This is a genomic window from Enterococcus sp. DIV0774 (assembly GCF_050539095.1).
In the GTDB taxonomy this organism is placed as follows: Bacteria; Bacillota; Bacilli; order Lactobacillales; family Enterococcaceae; genus Enterococcus; species Enterococcus faecalis.
On record NZ_CP172923.1, the window covers coordinates 1,652,880 to 1,678,406 of the forward strand.

General features: G+C 37.4%; 26 protein-coding genes and 1 other RNA gene. 4 read left to right on the forward strand and 23 right to left on the reverse strand.

Annotation, left to right across the window (positions count from 1 at the left end; all coding sequences use genetic code 11):
• Positions 1–13: 13 nt before the first annotated feature.
• The 8 genes from hisS to IGL86_RS08075 form a co-directional block, all read right to left on the reverse strand.
• Entirely contained in the window at positions 14–1,315 is a 1,302-nt protein-coding gene (hisS, locus tag IGL86_RS08040; protein ID WP_002362049.1) for a histidine--tRNA ligase, read from the reverse strand.
• Positions 1,312–1,533: a hypothetical protein gene (locus IGL86_RS08045; protein ID WP_033626055.1), complete on the reverse strand. Its 222-nt coding sequence runs from the start codon at positions 1,531–1,533 to the stop codon at positions 1,312–1,314. The genes hisS and IGL86_RS08045 overlap by 4 nt, the downstream gene beginning before the upstream one ends.
• Before the next feature lie 139 nt (positions 1,534–1,672).
• Positions 1,673–2,119 (reverse strand): D-aminoacyl-tRNA deacylase, encoded by a 447-nt coding sequence (dtd, locus tag IGL86_RS08050; protein ID WP_002357080.1) that lies wholly within the window; start codon positions 2,117–2,119, stop codon positions 1,673–1,675.
• Positions 2,120–2,142: 23 nt separating this feature from the next.
• Positions 2,143–4,356 carry a RelA/SpoT family protein gene (locus IGL86_RS08055; RefSeq protein ID WP_002357079.1) on the reverse strand — a complete coding sequence of 738 codons (2,214 nt, stop codon included), beginning with the start codon at positions 4,354–4,356 and terminating at the stop codon, positions 2,143–2,145.
• A 214-nt stretch (positions 4,357–4,570) separates the two neighbouring features.
• On the reverse strand, positions 4,571–5,323 hold the full coding sequence (locus IGL86_RS08060; RefSeq protein WP_010713279.1) for a 16S rRNA (uracil(1498)-N(3))-methyltransferase: 753 nt from the start codon (positions 5,321–5,323) through the stop codon (positions 4,571–4,573).
• A gap of 1 nt (position 5,324) precedes the next feature.
• A complete protein-coding gene (gene prmA, locus IGL86_RS08065; RefSeq protein ID WP_002357075.1) occupies positions 5,325–6,272 on the reverse strand; it encodes a 50S ribosomal protein L11 methyltransferase in 948 nt (315 codons plus the stop codon).
• 15 nt (positions 6,273–6,287) lie between these two features.
• Positions 6,288–6,773 carry a DUF3013 family protein gene (locus IGL86_RS08070; protein ID WP_010713278.1) on the reverse strand — a complete coding sequence of 162 codons (486 nt, stop codon included), beginning with the start codon at positions 6,771–6,773 and terminating at the stop codon, positions 6,288–6,290.
• Positions 6,730–7,407 (reverse strand): DNA-3-methyladenine glycosylase, encoded by a 678-nt coding sequence (locus tag IGL86_RS08075; RefSeq protein ID WP_002364174.1) that lies wholly within the window; start codon positions 7,405–7,407, stop codon positions 6,730–6,732. Before IGL86_RS08075 ends, IGL86_RS08070 begins: the two co-directional genes overlap by 44 nt.
• Before the next feature lie 128 nt (positions 7,408–7,535).
• Here IGL86_RS08075 and IGL86_RS08080 point away from each other — a divergent pair, with 128 nt between their 5' ends.
• From IGL86_RS08080 to IGL86_RS08095, 4 genes are all read left to right on the forward strand, one after another.
• The gene (locus IGL86_RS08080; protein WP_010713277.1) at positions 7,536–8,813 is read left to right on the forward strand and encodes a replication-associated recombination protein A; all 1,278 of its coding nucleotides are present in this window, start codon (positions 7,536–7,538) and stop codon (positions 8,811–8,813) included.
• Positions 8,814–8,885: 72 nt separating this feature from the next.
• Positions 8,886–9,079, forward strand: a non-coding RNA gene (gene ssrS, locus IGL86_RS08085) — 6S RNA.
• A gap of 61 nt (positions 9,080–9,140) precedes the next feature.
• Positions 9,141–9,419 carry a hypothetical protein gene (locus IGL86_RS08090; RefSeq protein WP_002380425.1) on the forward strand — a complete coding sequence of 93 codons (279 nt, stop codon included), beginning with the start codon at positions 9,141–9,143 and terminating at the stop codon, positions 9,417–9,419.
• 176 nt (positions 9,420–9,595) lie between these two features.
• Positions 9,596–10,069 (forward strand): universal stress protein, encoded by a 474-nt coding sequence (locus IGL86_RS08095; protein ID WP_002357065.1) that lies wholly within the window; start codon positions 9,596–9,598, stop codon positions 10,067–10,069.
• Between the two features lie 110 nt (positions 10,070–10,179).
• Here the strand turns inward: IGL86_RS08095 and IGL86_RS08100 are convergent, their stop codons facing one another.
• The 15 genes from IGL86_RS08100 to IGL86_RS08170 form a co-directional block, all read right to left on the reverse strand.
• Positions 10,180–11,367 (reverse strand): acetate/propionate family kinase, encoded by a 1,188-nt coding sequence (locus IGL86_RS08100; RefSeq protein WP_002357064.1) that lies wholly within the window; start codon positions 11,365–11,367, stop codon positions 10,180–10,182.
• Positions 11,368–11,391: 24 nt separating this feature from the next.
• Positions 11,392–12,399 (reverse strand): class I SAM-dependent methyltransferase, encoded by a 1,008-nt coding sequence (locus tag IGL86_RS08105; RefSeq protein WP_002357063.1) that lies wholly within the window; start codon positions 12,397–12,399, stop codon positions 11,392–11,394.
• Between the two features lie 128 nt (positions 12,400–12,527).
• Positions 12,528–12,881, reverse strand: coding sequence for a competence type IV pilus minor pilin ComGG (comGG, locus tag IGL86_RS08110; RefSeq protein WP_002362054.1), 354 nt, complete (start codon positions 12,879–12,881; stop codon positions 12,528–12,530).
• Entirely contained in the window at positions 12,881–13,315 is a 435-nt protein-coding gene (gene comGF, locus IGL86_RS08115; protein ID WP_002362055.1) for a competence type IV pilus minor pilin ComGF, read from the reverse strand. The genes comGG and comGF overlap by 1 nt, the downstream gene beginning before the upstream one ends.
• Complete coding sequence (locus IGL86_RS08120) at positions 13,305–13,631, reverse strand: type II secretion system protein (protein ID WP_014525029.1); 327 nt, start codon at positions 13,629–13,631, stop codon at positions 13,305–13,307. Before IGL86_RS08120 ends, comGF begins: the two co-directional genes overlap by 11 nt.
• The gene (gene comGD / locus IGL86_RS08125) at positions 13,597–14,043 is read right to left on the reverse strand and encodes a competence type IV pilus minor pilin ComGD (protein WP_033626054.1); all 447 of its coding nucleotides are present in this window, start codon (positions 14,041–14,043) and stop codon (positions 13,597–13,599) included. The genes IGL86_RS08120 and comGD overlap by 35 nt, the downstream gene beginning before the upstream one ends.
• Positions 14,040–14,315, reverse strand: a complete 276-nt coding sequence (gene comGC, locus IGL86_RS08130; protein ID WP_002356991.1) for a competence type IV pilus major pilin ComGC — start codon at positions 14,313–14,315, stop codon at positions 14,040–14,042. The genes comGD and comGC overlap by 4 nt, the downstream gene beginning before the upstream one ends.
• Positions 14,315–15,361 (reverse strand): competence type IV pilus assembly protein ComGB, encoded by a 1,047-nt coding sequence (gene comGB, locus IGL86_RS08135; protein WP_033626053.1) that lies wholly within the window; start codon positions 15,359–15,361, stop codon positions 14,315–14,317. Before comGB ends, comGC begins: the two co-directional genes overlap by 1 nt.
• Positions 15,318–16,286: a competence type IV pilus ATPase ComGA gene (gene comGA / locus IGL86_RS08140; protein WP_033625039.1), complete on the reverse strand. Its 969-nt coding sequence runs from the start codon at positions 16,284–16,286 to the stop codon at positions 15,318–15,320. The genes comGB and comGA overlap by 44 nt, the downstream gene beginning before the upstream one ends.
• Positions 16,287–16,526: 240 nt before the next feature.
• The gene (locus IGL86_RS08145; RefSeq protein ID WP_002362058.1) at positions 16,527–17,855 is read right to left on the reverse strand and encodes an APC family permease; all 1,329 of its coding nucleotides are present in this window, start codon (positions 17,853–17,855) and stop codon (positions 16,527–16,529) included.
• A 289-nt stretch (positions 17,856–18,144) separates the two neighbouring features.
• Positions 18,145–19,218, reverse strand: coding sequence for a 23S rRNA (adenine(2503)-C(2))-methyltransferase RlmN (rlmN, locus tag IGL86_RS08150; protein ID WP_002356987.1), 1,074 nt, complete (start codon positions 19,216–19,218; stop codon positions 18,145–18,147).
• 124 nt (positions 19,219–19,342) lie between these two features.
• A complete protein-coding gene (locus IGL86_RS08155) occupies positions 19,343–21,172 on the reverse strand; it encodes an ABC transporter permease (protein WP_010713274.1) in 1,830 nt (609 codons plus the stop codon).
• Positions 21,162–21,911, reverse strand: coding sequence for an ABC transporter ATP-binding protein (locus tag IGL86_RS08160; RefSeq protein ID WP_002384339.1), 750 nt, complete (start codon positions 21,909–21,911; stop codon positions 21,162–21,164). Before IGL86_RS08160 ends, IGL86_RS08155 begins: the two co-directional genes overlap by 11 nt.
• A 117-nt stretch (positions 21,912–22,028) precedes the next feature.
• Positions 22,029–22,730: a GntR family transcriptional regulator gene (locus tag IGL86_RS08165; protein ID WP_002356983.1), complete on the reverse strand. Its 702-nt coding sequence runs from the start codon at positions 22,728–22,730 to the stop codon at positions 22,029–22,031.
• Between the two features lie 130 nt (positions 22,731–22,860).
• Positions 22,861–25,284, reverse strand: a complete 2,424-nt coding sequence (locus IGL86_RS08170; protein WP_010823794.1) for a DNA translocase FtsK — start codon at positions 25,282–25,284, stop codon at positions 22,861–22,863.
• Positions 25,285–25,527: the final 243 nt, after the last annotated feature.

Sequence of the window (25,527 nt, forward strand, 5' to 3'; positions counted from 1 at the left end):
CAATCTCTCCTTTTTATTCTTCAATCATTTTTGTCATCATTTCGTCATACACTTCATCAAATGAATCATGAATAGCACTTAACGGGAAGGCTTTTTCTTCGCGTGTTGCCATTGATTTTACGTTGACAATGCCTTCATTCAATTCATTTTCACCGATTGTTAAAACTAATTTTGCTTGTAATTTATCGGCCGTTTTAAATTGCGCTTTTGGTTTGCGATTCATGTAATCACGATCAGCTGAGAAACCAAAGTTACGAATGCTTTGAACAAGTTGCAAAGCTGCGACGTTGGTTTCTGAACCAATCCCAACCACATATGCGTCTAATTCAGATAACGCTGGAATCACAACTTCTTCAGCTTCCATTGTTAACAACACTCGCTCAATGCCCATACCAAAACCAAAACCTGGTGTGTCTGGGCCGCCTAATTCTTCAACTAAACCATTGTATCGGCCTCCTGCACAAATAGTTGATTGCGCACCCATTTTAGGCGCTTCACTCATAATTTCAAAAATTGTGTGTGTGTAATAATCCAGGCCGCGAACCATATTACTATCAATTTCATAAGGAATTTCTAGTAAATCTAACATATCAGTTACTGCTTCAAAATGTGCTTTAGATGGTTCATTTAAATAATCTAAAATGGAGGGCGCTTCTGCGACGATCACCTTGTCTTTTTTATCTTTGCTGTCTAACACCCGCAATGGATTTTCGTGTAAGCGACGTTGTGAATCCTCGCTTAATTCTGCCATATGGGGCTCTAAATAATCGATTAATGCTTGACGGTACGTAGCACGTGTTTCTTTATCCCCTAAGGAATTAATAACTAATTTGATTTGTTGGATGCCTAATTGTTTGAAGAAGTCCAAAGCCATAGCCATAATTTCAACATCCAATGCTGGGTTTTCACTACCAAATGCTTCCACACCAATTTGATGGAATTGACGCAAACGACCAGCTTGTGGGCGTTCATAGCGGAACATCGGCCCCATGTAATAGGTTTTATATGGTTTCGTATATTCCGGACCATATAATTTATTTTCAACGAAGGCCCGAACAATTGGCGCTGTCCCCTCAGGACGTAGCGTCACGTGACGGTCTCCTTTATCATAAAAATCATACATTTCTTTTGAAACAATATCTGTAGTATCGCCAACACTGCGAGATATCACTTCATAATGTTCAAAAATCGGGGTTCTGATTTCTTGGTATTGATAATCTTTAAAAATCAAACGAGCTGTTTCTTCCACAAATTGCCATTTTTCAGAAGTTCCTGGCAAAATATCGTTTGTTCCTTTTGGTTTTTGATAACTCATCGTCTTTCTCTCCTTCTATCATTCCACAAAAATGTGTGCGCCATTTTCTTTTTTCTAAAAATGAAAAAAGCCCTTGTATGTTGAACATACAAGGGCGTAAAAGTCTCTTTTACACGGTACCACCTAGTTTTGAAAGATTTGACTCTTTCCTCAACGATTAACGCTCGTAACGGGACGGCTTTTCTTCCGTCCATCTCCAGAATGTCTTTCACTTTCACTGTTGAAGTTGCTCTCAGCCACGGCAACTCTCTCTTCGCAGACAGATGAAACTTACTCGTTCCTTCGTAGATTTTTAATATTATCTATAAACTACTAAAGTTCTCTTAGAAAGTCAAGGGGTTCCGACAGGAAAATCAATTATTTTTCTCGTGTATCAATCACAATGGTCACTGGACCATCATTGGTCAACGACACTTGCATATCTGCGCCAAATTCTCCTGTGGCTACCGCTATTCCTTCTGCTTCTAATTGTTGATTAAATAATTCATACAAAGGAATCGCCACATCTGGACGAGCCGCTTCAATAAAACTGGGACGATTGCCTTTTTTAGTTTTTGCATAGAGGGTAAATTGAGAGATACTCAAAATTGATCCTTCAATCTCTTGAATACTGCGATTCATTTTTCCTTCGTCATCTTCAAAAACACGTAATTTACTGATTTTGCCAACAACATAAGCCACATCTTCTGGCGTGTCTTCTTGATGAATGCCCACCAGCACCATGAAGCCTTGTTTGATTTGTCCCACTATCTGCTCTTCTATCGCAACTTGTGCTTGACTGACTCTTTGAATAACTACTTTCATCTTTTTTGCCTCACTTTTAACACTTACCCATTGGTTCGACGAACACTATAAACATCTGGTACACTTTTAATTTTGTCAACGATGGTTTTTAAATGAGAAAGGTTTTGAATTTTCACAGTGACATGAATCTGGGCCATCTTATCTTTGGATGGACGAGCTTCAACGCCGACTAAATTTTTTGTCATCGAACTAATGACTTGTAAAACATCACTCAGTAAGCCACTACGATCATAGCCGTAAATCTCCAAATCGGCAGCGTATTCTTTGCGACTGTGCTCGGTATCTTCCCACTCAACTTCAATTAGACGTTGTGCTAATTCTTCTTGATGTTGTACGTTAGGACAGTCCGCACGATGAATTGAAACGCCCCGTCCTTTGGTAATGTAACCAACGATTTCATCACCAGGCACTGGATTACAACAGCGGCTTAAACGAATCAATAGGTTGTCCACCCCTTGAATCACGATGCCGCCTTCATGACGAACTTTCATTTTTTCTGATTCTTTTTTAGCTGGCTGATTTAACAACTCTTCTGCTTCTTGGCGTTGACGTTCCAACTCTTGTTCGCGGCGTTCTTTTTCTGTTAAACGATTGCACACTACTTGCGCACTTACTTCGCCATAACCTACTGCCGCAAATAAATCATCTTCCGTTTGAAATTTAAATTTATCTAGCACTTCCGCCATTTTATTCTTCGTTAAAAATTCTTTCGGTGTAAAGCCGATTTCTGTCATGTATTTAATGACAGCATCATGCCCTTTAATAATGTTATCTTCACGGTCTTGTTCTTTAAAGAAACGTTTGATTTTATTTTTGGCTTTACTTGTTTTAACCATTTTCAGCCAGTCGCGACTAGGTCCGAAAGAATTCGGTGATGTTAGGACTTCAATAATATCCCCATTTTTTAGGACATAGTCTAACTGTACCATTTTGCCGTTGACCTTCGCACCGGTTGTTTTATTCCCAATTTCAGTATGAATGCTGTAGGCAAAATCTAGTGGTCCGGAGCCTTTTGGCAGTTCGGTTACATCTCCACTTGGCGTAAAGACATAGACTTTGTCGCTAAAAATGTCTTCTTTCACACCTTGCATAAATTCAGAAGCATCGTAGCTTTCATCTTGTAATTCAATAATTTCATGGAACCAATCGACTTGCTTCGTCAGTTCATCTGTTTCAATTTTTTCCGCTTTGCCTTCTTTATAGGCCCAGTGAGCCGCCACCCCAAATTCGGCGATTTGGTGCATCTCATGGGTCCGAATTTGGACCTCTACTGGATTCCCTTTTGGCCCAATAACTGTCGTATGGATAGACTGATACATATTCGCTTTTGGCATAGCAATATAATCTTTAAAGCGACCTGGCATTGGTGTCCAACGTGTATGAATCGCCCCTAACACGGCATAGCAATCTTTAATGGAATCGACAATAACACGAATCGCTAATAAGTCATAGATTTCATTAAATTGTTTCTTTTGGTCCTTCATTTTACGATAGATTGAATAAATATGTTTTGGTCGACCATATATTTCTGCGTAAATTTCTAAATCTTCCGTAGCTAAACGAATATCTTCGACTGCTTCTGCCACATAAGCTTCACGTTCATCGCGTTTACTTTGCATCAAATTAACAATTCGATAGTATTGGTTGGGGTTAATATAACGTAAGGCCGTATCTTCTAATTCCCATTTAATTCGACTAATCCCTAAGCGATGTGCTAAAGGTGCATAAATTTCTAAAGTTTCTTGTGCAATCCGTCGTTGCTTATCTTCACGTAAATGTTTTAATGTGCGCATATTGTGCAAACGATCGGCTAGTTTCACCATAATAACCCGTAAATCTTGCGCCATTGCCAATAACATTTTTCGATGATTTTCAGCTAATTGTTCTTCATGAGATTTATATTTAATTTTTCCTAGTTTCGTTACGCCATCGACTAACATTGCGATGTCTTCGCCAAATTCTTCTTTTAAATCGTCCAGTGTTACGTCCGTATCTTCGACAACATCATGTAAAAATCCTGTTGCTACAGTATGGGGATCCATATGTAATTCAGCCAGAATGCCTGCCACTTGAATCGGATGGATGATGTAAGGTTCACCTGATTGTCGGACTTGACCTTCGTGTGCTTTTTCAGCATAAGTTAATGCTTTTTGAACCAACTCAACATGTTCTGGTCCCATATAGGTACTTACAATTTTGATGACCGCTGGGCCTGTCAGTATTTCTTCTTTTGGCATGGTATTCACTCCTCTATGAAGGTGACCTTTGGATAAAGAACACTTCGTTCACGTTTTATCTATTTTAATAAAAAAGAAAAGTACCACTTGAAACAGTAGCACTTTCAACAACTCTATTATACTAAATTTCCCTTAAATTTCAATCACTGTCGCTTTTTTACTCTCTGTTTATTCAAAGAGAATGCCTACAAGAATTTTACAGGCGGGCTTTCGTTTAATTTAAAAGTTCCATTTGGTAGCTAACCGCACTTAAAAGATACAACGGTGCTGTTTCTGCTCGTAAAATTCTCGGACCCAACCCGCAAAGTTTCGCCCCAGCCTGCAGAAATTGTTCAATTTCTTGCGGCGCAAAGCCACCTTCAGGTCCAAAGAGCACACACAAACGTGCGCCTGGCTGGCAAGTGGATAATACTTGTGCTAACTGACTTTTTTCTCCTTGTTTTGCTGATTCTTCATACGCAACCAAGACTGTGTCATATGAGTCAAATTGCGCAATGATTTCTTGTGTTTTTTCCACCAAAGAAACATTTGGTGTCTGCTGCCGATGCGATTGCTCCGCCGCTTCTGTGGCAATTTTTTGTAATCTTTTTTCTTTGGCTGCTCTTTTTTTGTGGTCCCATTTGACAACGGAAGTTTTCGCAGGAAAGCCGATAAACTGATTGCCACCTAGCTCCGTGCCTTTTTGAACAATCCATTCTAACTTGTCCCCTTTTGGTAACCCACACGCAATCGTCACTTCAATTGGCAATTCTTTGTCCATTTCTTCTTTACTAATTTCTTTAAAGTAAACAGACGTTGGATCAATTTCCACAATCTCAGCTAAAATGGCAGTTTTATTTTGAAATACTAAATAACAACGATCATTCGGCGTCATTCGCATAACCCGCACAATATGATGATAGTTTTCATCTGCGACTTTATACAAATCTTTTTCTTGATAATCTTCTTTCATGAAATACCGTTGCATTTTACTCTTCCTCTGGTTTCTTCAAGATAATCGCATACCAGTCGCCTTGATTAAAGAGTTGGTCCACCACAAAACCGACTTTCGTTAGTGCTTCTAAAACCATTGCTTTTTTATCTTCAATAATTCCAGAAATAATGAAGGTACCGTCTTGTTTTAGCAAACGCCAAGCATCTTCAATCATTAACACAATAATATCTGCCAAAATATTTGCGACGATTACATCAGCAGAATGGTCAATCCCTTTTAGTAAATCATTGGCTGACACATGAACATCGGCCGCAATGGGATTTAAATCCATATTTTCTTTTGCCGCTGCAACTGCTACTTCATCTAAATCATATGCGTAGACGTCTTTAGCCCCTAAATAGCGACTGGCAATACTCAAAACACCAGAACCCGTTCCTACATCTAGAACTGTTTCGCCACCACGTAAAACAGTTTCTAAAGCTTGCAAGGTTAAACGAGTCGTTGGATGCGTGCCTGTACCGAAAGCCATGCCCGGATCCAATGTGATAATTTTTTCTGCTTCATCTTGTGCATGATAGGCTTCCCAACTTGGCACAATCGTTAAGAATCGTGTGACACGGACAGGATGATAATATTTTTTCCAAGCAGTTGCCCAGTCGCTTTCTGCTACTTCACTAATTGTCATTTCGTTTTTACCAATGGATAAGCCGTACTCAGGCAAGCGTAAAATATTTTCTTTCATAAATGGTAAAATTTCTGGTAAGAAGGTTGTTTCAGGAAAATAAGCCATCACAATCGCCCCTTCTTTAATGTGGGTGAATTGCTCTTTATCTAAAATTTCCCCATACAGATCACTTTCAAAATTTTCAATGTCCAACGCATCTTCAATGGCCACGCCACTTGCGCCAGCTTCCATCATAATGTTTGAAATTGCTTCAACTGCTTCGCTAGCCGTTTCTACTTTTACTTCTGTCCACTTCATGTTCTCACCTCTAAATTAATAACTTGGATACGCAATCCATTGTTCTTTTTCTGTTTCTGCCACTTTTTTAATCATCGCTTCAAAATCTGCTGGCTCCCAATGCAATTCAAAAACTTCCGCTGTTTCATCTGATAAAAAGTCTAACAAATCACTTTGCCCTTCATCTAAAACCACTTTTAAATAGTGAATGAATCCGTCTAAAACTGCTTTGCGTAGCCCTTTTTTTCCTTCATAAGGAATTGTGACTAAATACTCTTCATCATCAACGACTGACTTTTGCGGATTATAAAATAACAAGCCATCTTCAAATTCAATGAATTCTTCTTCTGAAAGCGTACCGTCAACATCATCAATCGCCACTTGTTCATTGTTTTCTGCATATAAACGAACAATGACTTCGATGGTATGGTTTTTGCGATCCCAATCAAGGCCTACTTCGTAATCTGCTAAGTGTTTTTCAAGTTGTTCCTCTAAGTATGTGAGCATTGTTGCTTTTTTCATTTTCTTCATCCTTCCAGCCAAAATCTATTTGGTCTACTGCTGTTCTTTTTTGTTTAGAAATATATGGATTGCCAGCCACGACGTATCTTAAAGGCAACTCTGTCCAACGACCTTTATTGGGAATTCCAATTCGTGGTAGTGCCTCAATTTTTTTCGGAAATTTTCGTTTTTCTGGCACGAGCCGTAACGAACTAGAAAAAATCGACTGCCCATATAATTGCTTATCAATTCCTAAGGCTGCAACTAATTTACCTGGTCCATTGGTCAATTCCACGCCTTGACGTCCTTGGCGATTTTCAATCATTTTATCGACACCTTCAACAGGTTCAATCGCGCGGATCATCACCCCTTGTGGTTTGCCTTGTTCTTGTGTCACCATATTTAAAATTAAATGCGTGTGCATAGTATATAAATAAATCGTGCCTGGTTTGTCATACATGGCTTGTAAGCGTGGCGTTTTTCTCAAGCCAAAGCTATGGGCCGCCTCATCATCAGGACCTAAATAAGCTTCTGCATCCACAATGTACCCACCTAAAACACCTGTTGCTGTTTCGTGCTCTAAATACATCCCTAACAAGTATTGTGCCACTTCTTCAGTTGTTTTTGTGTTAAAGATATTTATCGTTTCTTTCATTTCTTTCACCACTCCCTATCATACACGAAACCTTCCGCTATATCCATCTAAAACCCAAAAAACCACCAAAAAGCGAATGTACGTTCTTTATGTTATAATAAGATGATTATGAAAAAGGAGGTCCTTTTATGCAACAACCTTTAGCCTATCGAATGCGACCTCGTCACTTAGACGAAGTAGTTGGTCAACAACATTTAGTCGGCCCTGGTAAAATTATTCGTCGGATGGTCGAAGCCAAAATGCTTTCATCGATGATTCTTTATGGGCCGCCTGGCACTGGAAAAACCAGTATTGCCAGCGCAATCGCTGGTTCAACAAATTATGCCTTTCGCATGTTGAACGCGGCCACAGACACCAAAAAAGATTTACAAATCGTTGCTGAAGAAGCCAAAATGAGTGGCACAGTGATTTTACTGCTTGATGAAATTCACCGATTAGATAAAACAAAACAAGATTTTTTGCTCCCTCATTTAGAAAACGGACGAATTATTATGATTGGAGCCACTACCGAAAATCCATATATCACAATTAATCCTGCGATTCGTAGTCGTACGCAAATCTTTGAAGTAAAGCCCTTAACGGAAACAGACATTCAGCAAGCGATTCAAGAAGCCTTAACCGATAGCACACGTGGCTTAGGCGATTATCCTGTCCACTTAGAAGAAAAAGCATTACAACATTTGACACGCGCAACGAACGGTGACTTACGTAGTGCGCTAAATGGACTAGAATTAGCTGTTAAATCAACACCCAAAAATGAACAAGGCGAAATTAAGATCACCTTACCGATTATTGAAGAGTGCGTGCAACGAAAAGCCTTAACGCATGATAAAGATGGCGATGCCCATTATGACGTGATTTCCGCTTTCCAAAAGTCGATTCGAGGAAGCGATGTAGATGCTGCACTTCATTATTTGGGTCGCTTAGTTGAAGCAGGTGATTTACCGATTATTTGTCGTCGTTTAATGGTCATTGCTTACGAGGATATCGGTCTTGGGAATCCTGCGGCCGCCGCTCGGACGGTCACCGCTGTTCAAGCCGCCGAAAAGCTAGGGTTTCCAGAAGCTAGGATTCCTCTAGCTAGTGTCGTCATTGATTTATGTTTATCGCCAAAATCAAATTCTGCAGTCACAGCGATTGATGCTGCTTTGGCAGATATTCGACAAGGCTCTGTGGGAGATGTTCCTGATCATTTGCGTGATGCCCACTATGCTGGAGCCAAAGAATTAAACCGTGGTATTGGTTATCAATACCCACATAATTTTGAAAACGGTTGGGTCGATCAGCAATACTTACCTGACAAATTAAAAGAGGCACGTTATTACGAACCGATTGATATTGGTAAATATGAACAAGCCTTACATCAGCAACTCAAGCGTATCCAAGAATGGAAACAGAAAAAATAACAAAATAATACGCTTTCAAAAAAAGAAACAATCTCGTTGCCGATTTTGAGAGAGTATGCTATTATAAAGATGGTAAATCTGTGATGTACGCGTTGTCCTTTCACTGTGTTGACCGAACATTTTTATTGATATCTAGGGATCCTGCTTGTATCAAAGTTGGTAACATGCCTTTTCTTTTGGTAGTTCAATACTGCGATCGAGGAACCCACCTGCTTATCTTGCGGGTTCAATACTCTAGGACGATTACCGGCATCGACGGATTTTACCATTTTTATGTAGATTTCTAAACAATTTGCTCTGGCAAGTTGTTTTTTTTTGGAGGACAAGATGATTCGTATACTCGTACTATTACTCGCCGTTGTCACAGGCGTAGCCAGTTATTATTTGATGAAGAAAAGTGCAGCTTTTTTACCACTCTTAAAAAAAGAAACTGCAACAGAAAGTCAACAGTTTATCGAACGTTTTGGGCGTTATTACTTGATTATCGCCATTCTAGGTGTTCTAGCGGCTATTTTTAATCGCCCGTTATTGTCAATTGGTTTTATCTTTTTTGTTTTATTACTTTCAACGTTGTTTAGTTTAACTTTTGCAAAAAAAATGTCATAAAAGACGATGAATTTAAAACTTCGTTCAAAAAGATTTTTTTGAACGAAGTTTTTTTTACAAAAAAATGCCAATATTCAGAAAAAAAGAAGCGGTTTCAGTTTCTTTTTTTCTTTGTTTGTTTTACAATTATTATAGAAACAATTAATGATTTTTTTACGCTGAAAGGAGCGGTTATTATGTTACAACAATATCAAAAAATTATGATAGCAATCGATGGTTCTGACGAAGCAGACTTAGCCTTTAAAAAAGCGGTCAACGTCGCTAAACGAAACGATGCTGAATTACTATTAGCACATGTTGTTGATACGCGCTCTTTCCAATCAGTGTCCTCTTTTGATGGTGCGCTAGCAGAAGAAGCAATGTCAATGGCAAAAGAAACCTTAGACACCTACCAACAACAAGCGGTGGATATGGGACAAACAAAAGTCTCTAGCGTTCTAGCCTATGGTTCTCCTAAGAATATCATTGCCAAAGAATTACCAAAAGAATACAACATTGATTTAATTATGTTAGGAGCAACTGGATTAAATGCCGTTGAGCGTTTATTTATTGGCTCTGTCTCTGAATCAGTTATCCGTAACGCTAGCTGCGATGTTCTCGTTGTACGGACGGATTTAGACAACAAATTACCAAAAAATGAAGAAAAATAAAAAATAAGAAAAAACTGAGCCAACTATCACTTTTGATAGTTGGCTCAGTTTTTTCTTATTACCTATTAAGCACACCTTGTGAGAGCATCTCACAAGGTGTGTTCGTTTAATTATTTTAGACGTTCTACGTCACGGGCAATCATTAACTCTTCGTCAGTTGGTACTAATAGAAGCTTGATTTTTGAATCATCAGTTGAGATAACTGCTTCTTCACCGTGTACATTATTTTTGTCATCATCGATTTCACAACCAAACCAAGTCATGCCATCAATAATATCTTTACGAACGCCCACTGCATTTTCACCGATTCCAGCAGTAAAGACAATCGCATCAACGCCATTCATAACAGTGACATAGCTACCAATGTATTTACGAATACGATCGATAAAAATGTTGTATGCTGTTTGAACTTCAGGTTTATCTAAGTTTGATTGAATATCGCGCATGTCGCTTGATAAACCATTTGTTAAACCTAATAAACCAGATTTTTTGTTTAAAATATCAACCATGTCTTGTACATCAGTCAAGCCAAGTTTTGTCATTAAATAAGGCAATAGTGACGCATCAACATCCCCTGAACGAGTCCCCATTGTAACGCCAGCAAGAGGAGTGAAGCCCATCGATGTATCAACTGATTTACCACCATCAACTGCAGTGATTGAAGCACCATTTCCTAAGTGACAAGTGATAATTTTCAAGTCTTCAATTGGACGACCTAACATTTCTGCAGCACGTTGAGAGACATAACGATGACTTGTTCCATGTGCCCCATATTTACGTGCAGCAAATTTTTCATAGTATTCACGCGGTACACTATATAAATAGTTGTGTTCTGGCATTGTTGTGTGGAACGACGTATCAAAGACTGCCACGCTAATGATTTCTGGTAAGATATGTTTAAATGCTTTAATTCCCATTGCATTCGCTGGGTTGTGTAAAGGTGCTAATTCAGATAAAGCTTCAATTTTTTCTAATACTTCGTCTGTAATAACAACAGAATCTTTAAATTCTTCTCCACCAGCAACTACACGGTGACCAACACCAGTAATTTCATCATAAGAACCTAAAATGTTTAAGTCGATTAATTGGTCTAGTAACATTTTTACAGCCACTTCATGGTTATCAATATCAACAATTACTTCATATTTTTGTCCTTCACCATATTTAATTGTGAAGATAGAATCTTTTAAGCCAATACGTTCAACGATTCCTTTAGCGATCACTTCTTCATTTGGCATTTGGTATAATTGCCATTTTAAACTTGAACTACCTGCATTAATTGCAATTGTTTTAGACATAATTTTCTCCTCTTCGTTACTATTTTATTTTAAATTTGAAGCTTTCCAAGCTTCAAATTGTTTAAAGAACTCCGTTACTTTATTGATATCTTTCAAAGAGGCAAGTTTTGCTAACAAAACTTCCTTCACTTGCTCAGCATCTGCACCCTTGTTTTGAACAAGCAAGATACTTTTACGTGATTGTTCTGACTTAAACAATTCATCAGGTAACTGTATCATTCCTTGTAAATAGACATTTTTTGTCAACCAATTTTTAAAGAATTCACTTTGCTCAGTCTCTAAAATATTGGTCGGGATTAAGAATAAGCCAAACCCTGCTGGCTTCACGTATTTCATAGCTTGCTCCATTAATAAATGATGCGCATAACTATGGCCTTCCTCCGCAGCAGCAGCAAATCCCTTTGCTCGCTCATCATTTGGATAATAGCCAATCGGCAAGTCACTTAATGCTAAATCAACTGGATCCAATAACAAATCTTGCAATCCGTCTTGATGGAACAACTGAATATTGGCTTGTGACCAAGCATTGTTCACAGAAGATACTGCCAAAAGTGTTTCATCGATATCCACACCATAACCAGAAACTTTGTAACCAGCTGTTTCAAGGTTCAGCAGAACCGTTAACAGTAAATTTCCCATTCCTGAAGCAGGATCTAAAATTTTTAATGGCTCTGATTTATTTGTTAATTGTTCTACTAAATAAACAAACAAAAAGCCAATACCGTCTGGCGTCAATTGATGATTTGCTTGAAGCTGCTCTTTTCTCGTTCCTTTTAACAAAAGTAATTGGGACAAGCGTCGCACATCTTCAGGAGCTAAATCAATTTTTTTAATCGTATGATACAGCGTTTCTAATTGTTTCACTGTCTCTGGATTAGGTACTCCGTCAAGTACTCGTACTTGAAAATCATCTAAAATATTTTCACCATTTTCAATATACGCATCTAAAAAAGAAGTATCCAATGACTGTTGCAATAACTGGATTGCTTGTTCCATTGGCTCGAAAGCCTCTTCAATTTTTTCTGGGAACAAATTAGCACCTCTATTCTATTCAAAATGTAACAACTTCCATACCTGTTTTATTTTAACGAAAAAAGAAAGAATAATCAATGCCTTTACTGTCTTTCTTCTAAAATCTAATAATTTGTAGAAAAACAACGCTATTCCAGCATTGTTTCCGCTTTTTTTTGATGAGAAACTCTCTCTTGATATTGGTATTTTCGACCAGATTTGTTTAATAAAACAGTTATTCTTAATTGTTCATTTTTATATGTATAATCGAGGGTTACTTGCTCGTACATGAGCTTTTCTTCTGTTTTTAACTTTCGTCTATTTTGTTTAACATCTGCAAGAAATAAATGAAGGATACTTTTCCCTGCATAGTATTCCTGGGTAGCTTGCGTAAATTTTTGTGTTAACTGACGTTCTTCTAGTAACTGAAGGGCGAGAAAACTCATCAAATAAACAAAGGCCATGGCCGTGAACAATAAGTTTCCTGAATATTTTTGCCTCATTAAAATTCTCCCTTTATCGGAAAAAAACTATCAAATGTTTTTTCAGAAGTAAAAGTAACTTCCAAAGTAAACGATTGTCCTTCATTTTTAAACTGTCCATTTTTGATACCAATTAACAGCGGTTGATAGCCTTTACCATTGACTCGCTTAATAATTTTATCTTCTTTGATTTGAATTGAAATAGTCTTGTTTGTTTCTGAGTCGAGGAAAGAAATCTCTTGAGCAGAGCCTGTTTGAAAAACGAGCTTTTGACATTCTTTTTCTAATTGAATTAAAAAAATATGCCAGGATTTCGAATCATTGTTTTTCAAATATTGATTTCCGATAAAACTTTGTTGAATCATCAACTGAAACAATTGACACATACAACTTAAAACGACTAGTGCTACTAAACACTCTAACATCGTAAAACCCGCATATTTTTTATTCACCAATCAAAATCGCTCCTCTTGAATCTGTGACTTTTAGTATCCTTCTTCCCTCGTTCTCCATCAAAGAAAATCGGTAAGTTTCTCCTTGATATATCCGCTCTTTGAAACGTAAATCACCCGTCTGCTCTAAAAATAAAATTGCTTCGTATCCTAGACGAGTGCGCGTTAATTCTTGCTCCCGTTGATAATTTTGCTGAATTAATTGTGTAATAGTCAGGGAGAATATCCCTGCTATCACACATACAATACTAAAACTAACGAGACTCTCTAATAAAATAAAACCGCTATAAATAGTTAATTTTCTTCGTATATTTGCCACTCCCCATCTGAAATTGTAAAATAAGTTGCTGTTTCTTTTCAGTCCAAGTAAAAATATATTTCACTAAACGGCCATTGTTCCCTGACGAATGAAGAAAACTGAGTTTGCTTGGGCCACTCACTGTCATTTTTTCAGGTACAGCTAGTAAAGTCCTCCGAGCTGATTGGTTCAATTTATCAGGAAATGAAAAGCTTTGTTGTTCTTCAAAAAACCAAACTTCTTGTGTTTCCTCTAAAACAATTGCTTGCTGTTGCGTAAAACGAAGTTGTTTTTCTACCGTAGCAAGAAACTGTTCAATTTTTAACGTTTCTTGCCAGCGGTGAATAGCGAGTGTTGGGAGCATAGTCATAAAGCAAACAATCGTTAAACTAGCAAGTGTTTCCATTAATGTGAATCCTGCTGACTTGTTCATTGCTTTTCTGCTGTATATTTATCTAACTGCTCTTTAGTAATGTAGCCTTCGTTGACTAATTCATTTAAGGAAGGCGTCTTATTTTTTTCTAGTGTGTAGAGCTCGATTTGTGATTCTACAATTTTTACGATTGCTTCATTGCCTTTTTTGTCAACTGTTTCTTTATGTTTCGCTAAGTTAGGGACAAAAAGTAAAATCAATACGGAAATAATCAATAAGACAATCAACATTTCTAATAATGTAAACCCTGCGTATTTTTGTTTCTTTTTCATTATAAAACTCCTTCCATATTGCCATAAATAGGCAGCAACATTGCCCCATAAACACCGATAATTAAACAAGCAATTATGATAAAAATAAGTGGTTGAACGAGAGTAATGACTCGTTCAATTTTTTTGAAAAAACCTTGGAAACAGACATTACTATAAACCATCAACTCCTTGCCTAATTTTCCTTTTACTTCCCCTTGTTGAATCATTAAACCCAATGCTTTTGTAAAAAAAGGATAAGCAGTTAATTGTCTATGTAAGGTTTCACCAACTAGCAGACCTTCGCTAATTGCTCCAGCTAATTCTTTCATTAAGGGGTAATTGGTTGTATGGCGCATCAAATCGATGACCTCTTTCATTTCTAATCCTTGTGCAAGCAACTTCCCCCATTCTAGTGCAAAAAAAGCACTGACGTATTCCCGATAAAGGCCACGGATAATTGGCAGTTTCAGATATACGAAGGCCCGCTGAATAGCAGACTGATGCTTCAAATAACGGTTTAAAATGAAGAAACTAAATGAGAGGACAAAAACTAAGGTAACCAGAATGTATGGACTGTAAACAATCAGAAGAATCCCAATATTTTTAGAATAACTATTGGCATCATTTTCCATTAATTGGGGCAATAAAAATTGCCGGATACCAACAATGACGAGAATCAAAAAAACAATCAGGAGCAGCGGGTAACTAATTATTTTATAGAACTGTTGCCGATATTTTTCCGTTTGAAAAAAATGTTCGGAAATCGCTTGTAGTGTCCCTACCAAATCCCCGTGTGCAGTAGCAAACGACAATTGTGCCGAGACCATTGTTGAAAATCCTAATTCTTCGACTAAAGCTTGTAAGGCAATGCCTGAGGAAAAGCCTTCAACTAAAAAAGTTATACTGTGCTGAGGTAAGGCGTTTGATTTTTTCATGAAGGAAAAACTTTCTTGTATATTAAAACCATTGGCAAGTAAATCCGCTAATAGTTTCAGAAAAAGCTGCTGTTGTTTTTTCGTTAGTTTATTCGATGGCTTGAAAATACGTTTTTTCTGTAATAAACCCATACGCCCACGCCTTTCTTAGATTCTTTTGCCAACTACTCTTTATAACGGCTTCCTTAAAGAAGAAATAATCATAAAGAATTCCCGTTGCTTGTTCCTTATTAATCGTGGTTGTCAAAATCTGTTGATAAATGATACCTTGCAAGCATTCAGCCAATTCATGCTCTGGGCCACCTAATTCTATCAAACGCCGTTGCACCCCCAATAAGTTACGGGCGTGAATTGTCGCAAAAATAGTATGACCCGTTAAGGCGGCTCGAATAACTGCTTGAGCCGTCTCGCCATCACGAATTTCACCAATAATCAAAATATCAGGATGATGGCGCAAGCAAACTTTGATCAAGGCTTCGTACGTTAACTGAATTTTTTCATTTGTTTGCAACTGTAAAAACTGCTTTTCCTCAATTTCAACAGGATCCTCAATCGCTATCACTTGTTGTTCGCCACTTCTTTGTTTAGCCACACGATACATGGTTGTTGTTTTCCCAGAACCAACTGGCCCACTGAATAAATAAAGTCCTCGTTTCTGACAAGATGCTTCAATTTCATTCAGCTGGTGGGGAAAGAAAAAATGTTCAGCTTGTTCACCAAATCGGTGCAAAAAACGAATTACCAAGCTCTCTCGATTCTGAAAATCTCCCACAGATGATAAACGCAAGCGTTGCTTCGTCTCGCCAATTAGATAAGTTGTCGCGCCTAATTGTGCTTTTCGTCTTTCTCCGACATCCATGCCGCCGATAAATTTAAAGTGGAAAATTAACTTTTCGCCTATTTCTGCGGAAACTTGTGTGTAAGGTGTCCGTTGCATCCCTGTCCGAAAAGAGATGGCTATTTCAGTATCATTGGGTAAAAAATAAACGTCTTGCGCCCCATGAAGGACGCCCCATTCAATTAATTGATGAGCTAATTTTTTTACATTTTCAGTCATTCATTTCCTCCTCTCACTAATAAACTACGCATTTATTTTATGATTTCAGCAAAAAAAAGAACCTTCACCAGTAAGATGAAGGTTCTTTTTTTGAAGTTTGCGCTGTCCATCTATCTTCCCCAAAATAGTGGAACTCCTAGACACTTAGTATTATACTAAAAAAATCTTGCGTTTAGTTTTCAAAAATTTCTCTGAATCACAAAATTTTTGAGAAAAACTATGATAATCCGATTGGATCGTTTACGTTTTTGGCTTCGTTTTTTGTTTATTAACTAAATAAACTGGAATTCCTAGAAGCGTAATTCCTATACCAATCAATGCTAGAATAGGCTGTGTAATACTCGTTGTAACCAAGATGAAGATACCACCTAGACTTGCGATAATTGGAATAATTGGATAGCCAGGAACCTTATACGGTCGTTTTAATTCAGGTTCTCGTTTTCTTAAAATAAAAACGGCTAAGAAAATTAATAGATTAAACAGCCACATAACAAAAACTAACATATCCGTCAATAAATCGAAGGTCCCGAAAAACATCATGATAATGGCTACAGCTAACTGGAAAATTCCAGCAACGTAAGGAACAACAAAGCGTTTAGACAACTTTTGAAACTGACGACTAAAAGGCATCAGATTATCTAAGGCTAAGGCATAAGGAATCCGAATCCCTGTCATTGTGTAGCCGTTTAACGCACCATATACAGAGATTAAAATCCCAATAGTTACGATTTTGCCGCCAATTGGTCCAAAAATAGCCACAGAAGCATCCGAAGCTGCATTCAAATTCCCAGCGATTTGCTCAATTGGTAATGTTTTTAGAAATACAAAATTAATTAAAGCATAAATTAAAGTAATCAATAACAAACCAAAAATAATGGCTTTAGGCAAGTCTCTTTCTGGTCGCTTCATTTCACCAGCCACGTTACCCACACCTAGCCAGCCATCATAAGCAAACATGGTGGCGACTAAGGCGCCACTAAAAGCAACTAAAAAGCCAGTATTCGCTGTTGTTTCAACAGGAAAAAGTGAAACAGCTACCTGTCCTGGGGTAAATAATCCTACTAAAGAAATCAAGGCAATTGGAATCAGTTTTACCACCAATGTTGTTGATTGGACCAAAGAAGCAATTTTTGTTCCTAATAAATTAATTATCGTGATACTGGTTCCCGCAAGAATGGCAATTGGAATCAATAAATTTGCCGATAAATGAAACAAATTGATTAGTTGTGTACTAAAAATAATGGATAACGCCGAAATGTTGGCAGGATAATAAATGATACTTTGTGCCCACCCTAAAAGAAAACCAGCTAATTTACCATATGTATATTCAATATACTTCACTGCGCCACCTGTTTCAGGGATTGCTGTAGCAAGTTCGGCGCTGGTTAATCCTGCACAAATGGTTAAGGCACCACCTAACACCCAAGCAAAGATAGCTAAACTAGCTGACTGTGCGTGTCCAACGACACTCGCAGCTTTAAAGAAAACACCAGCGCCAATCACCGTACCCATTACCGTGGATAACGCACCAAACGTTGTTATCTCTCTTTTTAATTGCTTTTTCTCCATAGACTCCCTCATTTCATTTAAACTAAACAAGCGTAACAAAATTTCACTTTCTTGAAAAGATAACGAAAATAATAGCTGTTTTCATGAAAAATTCTGTGACGATCTCTTTTCAGTATAGCTATTTCTTTTAGAATTTCAAGTTTGAAAACCACAAAAAGAAAATTTGTCATAAAAGTTTTAGAGCATTCATCTTTTGTTTATAAAAAAGAATTGAAAAACCGACGATTTTTTATTAAATAAACGAAAAATCGAATCAAAAAGAAACCTTTCTGATCCGATTTTAACTATGTTATTGGTTTTTGACTTTTTCTTTTTTCATTTGTTTACTGCGTAATTGTCCGCAAGCCGCATCAATATCTGTTCCGTGTTCTTTACGAATAACACAATTGATGCCATTCTTTTTGAGTACATCATAAAATTTTAAAACCGCTTCTTTAGAGCTTCTGCTATATTGATCGTGTTCACTCACTGGGTTATACGGAATCAGATTAACATAAGAAAGTTTTTTCTTATTCCGTAGTAAATCTGCTAATTGTTGAGCATGTTCTGGTCGGTCGTTCACTTGACTCAACATAATATATTCAAATGTAACACGTCGGTTGGTTTTTTCAATGTATTCATCAATTGCTGCCATTAATTTTTCAATTGGAAAACTACGATTAATCCGCATAATTGATGTACGGACTTCGTTGTTAGGAGCATGTAATGAGATTGCTAAGTTTACTTGTAGTCCACTGTCTGCAAATTCACGAATTTTTGGCACTAAACCACTTGTTGAAACTGTAATATGACGGGCACCAATAGCCAAGCCTTTATCATCATTAATCGTTCGTAAAAAGTTCATGACATTGGCATAATTATCAAATGGTTCACCAATTCCCATCACAACGACATGGCTAACACGTTCATCCAACCCACGTTCATCGAAATAATGTTGCACCCACATAATTTGGGCAACAATCTCGCCAGCAGTTAAATCTCTTTGTTTTTTTAATAGCCCACTAGCACAAAATGTACACCCAATATTGCAACCAACTTGAGTGGTCACACAAACAGATAATCCATATTCTTGACGCATCAAGACTGTTTCAATCATATTTTTATCTGGTAATTCAAATAAATATTTTACGGTACCATCTTGTGCTTCTTGCACAATGACTTGTTTTAATGGATTTAATGAAAAATTTTCTTCTAATAAAGTCATCAACGATTTAGAAATGTTCGACATTTCACTAAATGAAGCAACACGTTTTGTATACAACCATTCCCACACTTGTGTTGCGCGAAATTTCTTCTCGCCATGGGCTAAAAACCAGTCCACAAGCTGTTCTCTCGTCAGTCCATAAATGGATTCTTTCTGCATTTCTTTTCCTCATTTCTGCTATTACATTCGCTTCATAACTATAACGTATTCTCACTTTGAATGCAATATCACGAAGAACATCAAAAAAAATCGTTAAGCGTGCATGCTTAACGATTTTTTATAATTAATCTTTCACTAAGTGATAAACTTTTTTGAAGTAGAACGTTCTAGCAATTAAATAGTAAACGACCTGAATCAATAAGAAAACACCTAAAACTTCCCAGCCAGCTAATTGCATTGGCTGATCTAAGACAGCATACATTGCTTTCAAAGCAACAGCTCCATGAATAAATGAAACAACAATTGGGGTAAAGAATAAAATACCTACTTGTTGGTAAATCATTTTCTTCAATTCTTTTTTCGTCAAGCCAAGTTTGTAAATCATCTTGAATTTTTCAACATCCGTATTCATATCACTGTATAAACGGAAGTATAAGAAACTACCCGCCGAAACAAAGAACACGATACCGATAAATAGTCCGACAAAAAGAACTGGCGTATAAAATTGCGTAATGGCTGCCGACATTGCAGCTGTTCCTAGTAACATCGGGTACTTGTCACCAATGATATTTTCTGCTTTTATCAATTCTTCACGATCAGTTCCTGCTTTGGGCTGCCAAATGGTATTTATTTCACTTTTAACTCCGTCTAACGGTGTTGTATCAGGAACAACTAAAATCCCTCCAGCTGTTGGCAAAACATTGGTTTTAGAGATTTTATCGACTTTTAAAGTTTGATTGTTAGCTAAACTAACTGTTTTTACGTCCACAAACATATCTGAAGGAACATTTTCTTGTTTTAAATTAACAACGCTATTCCCATCAATCGTTGGTTCGTCAATCATTTTTGCTAACTTATTATATTCTGATGCTTGAATTAAGCGGATACCTTCATTTGTTGTAAATTGTGGATACTCCACTTCATCAAACTGAATATTTTTTTCTTGGAATGTTTTTGTCGCAAATTGTTTCATTTCTTGATTTTCTGGGTTGGTCGAATCAGACAATGTCAGTTCGTACGGTACAGAACTTATTCCTTTAAAAATCATCTCGTTCACGCCGTATAACGTTCCAATGGCAGCAAAAGCAACCGTTGATATCACCGAAACCAAGAAGAACGAACGTGCATTATCTTTCATGCGGAATGCTAAATCTGATAAAACGACCATATTGGTTTTTTTCCAAAAGATTTTTGGTTTCCGTTTTAAACGTTCAATGACAGAAACACTCAATTGGTCAAATAAGAATTTTGTCCCTAAAATAACTAAGAAAATTACTGGGAACATCACCATTAAAACTAACTGTCCCTTAGCAACTAAAGCAATTCCATAACCGACAACTAAAAGCAACACGGCTAAGAAAGATTTAACTTTAGAGCTTTTGATTTCACCTTTACCCATTTCCCCTGCTTTTAATAGCTCTTGAAGTGTCGCTTTTGGCAAGCGGAATTGAATAAAGAAAGAAATTACTAAGAACAAGACCGCAAATGAAATGACAGTAATGATAAACGGCATCACTGGCAAATAAAAACCTAAACCTAGATGCATCAATAAATTGCTAATCCATAAAATAAACTGTGAAAATCCAACACCTAAAATGCTACCAAAAATTGTAGCAAAGAAACCAATCACTAAGTTTTCAATAAAAATCATTTTCTTTAACTGTTTTGGACTCATCCCTTGAATCATCAAGGTTCCAAACTCTTTTTTCCGAGATTGGATAAAGACATCCATCGAGTATAAAACGAATAAGAAAGAAAAACCATAGATTATAATTGCCGCAGCCGTCATTCCCATTTGTGCTTTAGGATTTAAACCATTAGCTAAGGCTGGGTGAAAGACAAAACCAGTGAACGTAAAAAAGATCATCACAGAAAACATTGTACTTAGGAAATAAGCCAAGTATAAATGCTTATTTCGAATCGTGTTTCTTATAACAAACTGATTAAAATTCATTATCGACACCTTCAATCTCAGCCAGTTTCACCATGATTAAATCGTAGAATTCTTTTTGGTTGCCGTTTTGGATAATTTCATCAATTAATTCACCATCTTTAATAAAGACAATGCGCTTGCAATAACTTGCGGCTAGCGGATCATGGGTCACCATTAAAATAGTCGCCGCTTCTTCTTCGTTTAATTGTTGTAACAAGCCCATCACATCCTTAGATGATTTCGTATCTAAGTTTCCTGTTGGTTCATCAGCCAATAATAATTGTGGATGATGAATCATTGCCCGAGCAACGGCGACCCGTTGTGCTTGTCCACCAGAAATTTCTGCAATTCGTTTTTTCAACAGATGATTGATACCTAAACGCTCACTTAATTCTGCTAATTGTCGTTTCATTACAGAGACTTTTTCTCCATCAAGCGTCAATGGCAAAATAATATTTTCTTCAACAGTTAATGTTGGCATTAAATTAAAGCTTTGAAAAACAAATCCTAATTCTGTACGACGGAATTTAGCAATTTGTTCTTGATTCAAATTGTTTGGATTTTTTCCATTTAAAAGTATTTCACCGTCTGTTGGACTATCGATTGTTGCCAACAAATTTAAAAGTGTACTTTTCCCACTTCCAGAAGGTCCCATAATACCAATAAATTCACCATCTTGGACAGTTAAATTAATCCCTTTTAAAGCTTCATATTTAATTTCGTTTCCGTAAACTTTTTTCAAATTTTGTACTTCTAACATATTTTCCACTCCTATTCTTCTCACTCATTTAGTGTATCGAAAACGAAAAAAAACGACAATAGAAAAGAATAACAATGAACTTACATTACTGTAAGTGCACTGTTATTCTTTTAAAAGTTATGCTTCATATTCAATCACATAAGGATGAATCTTCGTATTATAAATAGCTTCTGAATATTCTACGCAACGACCTGTTGGGCTTAACGAACGCCGAATTCTTTTTAAGCCCGTTGTTTCAGTTGTTTGCAACATTTTTTGCTCTGCTTCTGTCAAAGTTGCAACTTCAAAACGGTCTTCAAATTTATAAATTTCAATGGCATGTCGATCCATCAAACGATACAAGGATTCTTCTTTGTATTCAGTCAATGATACGTCTTTCATGGCAGCTGGCAAATAGTAATTAAAATAAATATAGGGTTGTTCATCGATTAGATATAACCGTGAAAGGTGAACCACTTCTTCTCCTAAAAATTGATAAGCCGGCATCTCTTTTGACAACGTCAAGTTTTCAACTTGTAAAACTTTTTTAGTGACTTTCTGACCTGATTCATTCAAAAATTCAGTGAATGTCCCTGCTTTTGATAGTTTATTATAGGGACGATTGCTTAACACAGTTGTGCCTCGGCCACTTTTTTTCTCAACAAATTCTTCTGTTGCTAACATTTCGATTGCCCGCCGAATCGTAATTTTACTAACGTTAAACATCTCTTCCAATTCTGTTTCTGTTGGTAAAAACGTTCCTACTGGATACTTGCCACTCAAAATATCTTCTTTAATCTGATCTGCTACTTCTAAATAAAGCACGCTCTTTCTTCTCATGATACGCTCCCTCCCAACCGCACTATTCCTTTCTATTTTACCAGAAAATGATGATTATAACATGATGCTTTGCTGAAATTATAAAAAAAGAACAAAAATAGATAAATTTATCTATTTTTGTTCTTTTTGTTTATTGTTCTGGCGTCTCAGGTGCTGCCTCTTCTGATTCCGCTTGTAGAAAGACTTTTCTTGGTTTACTACCTTCTGATGGTCCAATAACTCCGTGTGCTTCCAATTCATCTACTAAGCGAGCCGCACGATTATAGCCAATTCTAAAACGTCTTTGTAGCAACGAAATACTAGCTGTCTGCATTTCAACCACCAAGTTTTTCGCTTCTTCAAACAACTCATCTTGAGGAGCTTCGCCACCGCCTGAAGTGGTCGGTTCATCTGTTGGCATCATGCTTTCTTGATATTCAGCTTCTTGTTGGTCCGTTACAAACGCAACCACTCGTTCGACTTCTTGATCAGAGATAAAGGCCCCTTGGATACGAATTGGTTTATTTTCTCCCATTGGTAAGAAGAGCATATCGCCTCGACCTAATAGTTTCTCCGCCCCGTTAGTATCAATAATGGTACGCGAGTCTGTCCCACTTGAGACTGCAAAAGCCATTCGAGAAGGGACATTTGCTTTGATGATTCCTGTAATGACATCCACACTTGGCCGTTGTGTCGCTAAAATCATATGAATGCCCGCTGCCCGTGCCATTTGGGCTAAGCGGATAATCGCATCTTCTACTTCGTTACTTGCCACCATCATTAAATCAGCTAACTCATCAACAATGACAACAATAAATGGCAGAATCGGACGATTTTCGCCATCTTCCGCATTTTTCTGTTGAATTAGTTGATTGTAACCAGTGATATTTCGGACGCCTGTTGCTGCAAATTTTTCATAACGAAATTCCATTTCTTGAACTACTTTTTGCAGGGCTTGGGCCGCTTTTCTCGGATTAGTAACCACTGGCGTTAATAAATGAGGAATCCCGTTATACACATTCAATTCTACCATTTTCGGGTCAATCATCATTAATTTTACTTCATGGGGTTTCGCTTGCATCAAAATACCTGTGATGATGCCATTGATAGCAACCGATTTCCCACTCCCTGTCGATCCCGCAATTAATAAATGCGGCATTTTTGATAGATCCGCAGTTTGAACCATCCCTGAAATATCTCGACCTAAAGGTACTTCTAATAGTTTATCTGGATGACTTGGTTGTGCCTCAACAATATCTCTAAAGGATACTGTACTAATTGCACTATTAGGAACTTCAATCCCGATTAGTGATTTGCCAGGGATTGGGGCCTCCATACGAACATCTTTGGCCGCAAGCGCTAAAGCAATGTCATCCGTCAAGTTAACAATTTTGCTAACTTTTACCCCAACAGCGGGTTGAACTTCAAATTTTGTGACAGATGGTCCTAAACTAGCTTTGACTACTTTAGCATCAACACCAAAACTCTTGAAGGTTTGTTCTAAGACGCCAATATTTTTTTCGATTTTTTCATATTCACCACTTTGATCCGTTGCTTGAATTGTATCTAACAAATCAGTTGGTGGTAGTTGATAATCACGATCTTCCGCTTCTTCAGAAATTTCAAATTCGAGAACACCAGCTTCATCTGCCGCCTCTTCTTCCTGCTCTCGTTGCGGTTTTGTTGCTGCGATTGGTGGTACAGGCATCGCCTGATTTTGCTGTTGAAACGAATCAATTTGAACAGGCGTTGGTGCAGTCGGTTCTTCCACCATTGGTTGGTGGGTTTCAACTGGTGTTTTTGTTAAGCGCTCGGCTGCCGCTTGTTCCATGCGTTCCCGCTCTTGTAATTTTTGTTGGGCAGCGGCTTCAATTTTTGCTTGGCGTTCTGCAGCTTTGGCTTCTTTCTTCGCTGCTCGCTTCGCCTCTTTTTCTTCTTGTCGCGCCTGTGATTTTGCCGAAACATGACTTAGGCGATCTTGAATACTTTGGAAATGATCAACAATTTGCTGAAAATCCCACATACTCATCAAGAAAATACCCGCTAACAGTAGCAATGTGGCAATTAAATAGCTGCCAAATTGTGCCACCAAAAAGTACGTTCCTTGATAAAGCAGCGCGCCAATCATACCGCCCCCTACGTTTTGCGTCACTTGGTTGGCTTTTAAATCGCTTTGCAAAAATTCCCAAGTGTTACCTAAAATATCAGGTTGACTGCCACTAACATTTCGAAACATAAAGGCATGGAAAAATAACAAAACACTAATATAAATCAGAACAGCCCCAAAAATAGGGCGCCCTCTTTTTAACGGAAAATCTTTCCCATAAATCATGACTAATAAGCCATACAGGATTAGTAAAATCGCTGCAAATGGAAAGGTATTACCTACAACTAAGCGTAAACAATTCGCTAATAACGTGCCTAAAAACCCTAAGCGAAAGAGTCCAAAGACACCGAATAAAATAAAAATCAGGCCAAGAAACATATAATTTAAACGTTCTTGTTGTTGCTGTTGTTTTTTGGTCTTTTTCTTTGTCGTACTTTTTTTCTTATTTGTTGCTCTTTTTTGTGCCATTTAACTTCCCTCTTTCCATCACTTCTCATTATACATAAAAATGGAATCGAACAAAAGTGCCCACCTCATTTTACTTGAAAAATCATGGAAATTTTTTAAAAACTTTCATTTAAGAAAAATGAGCGTGGGACAAAAATCACTTTGGATTTTTGCTCCACGCTCAAAAACTGATAAACGGCGGGAACAGAACCAACTCCTTCGGAAATAAGCCGAAATTCTCCAAAAATTAAAGAGCAATTTTCG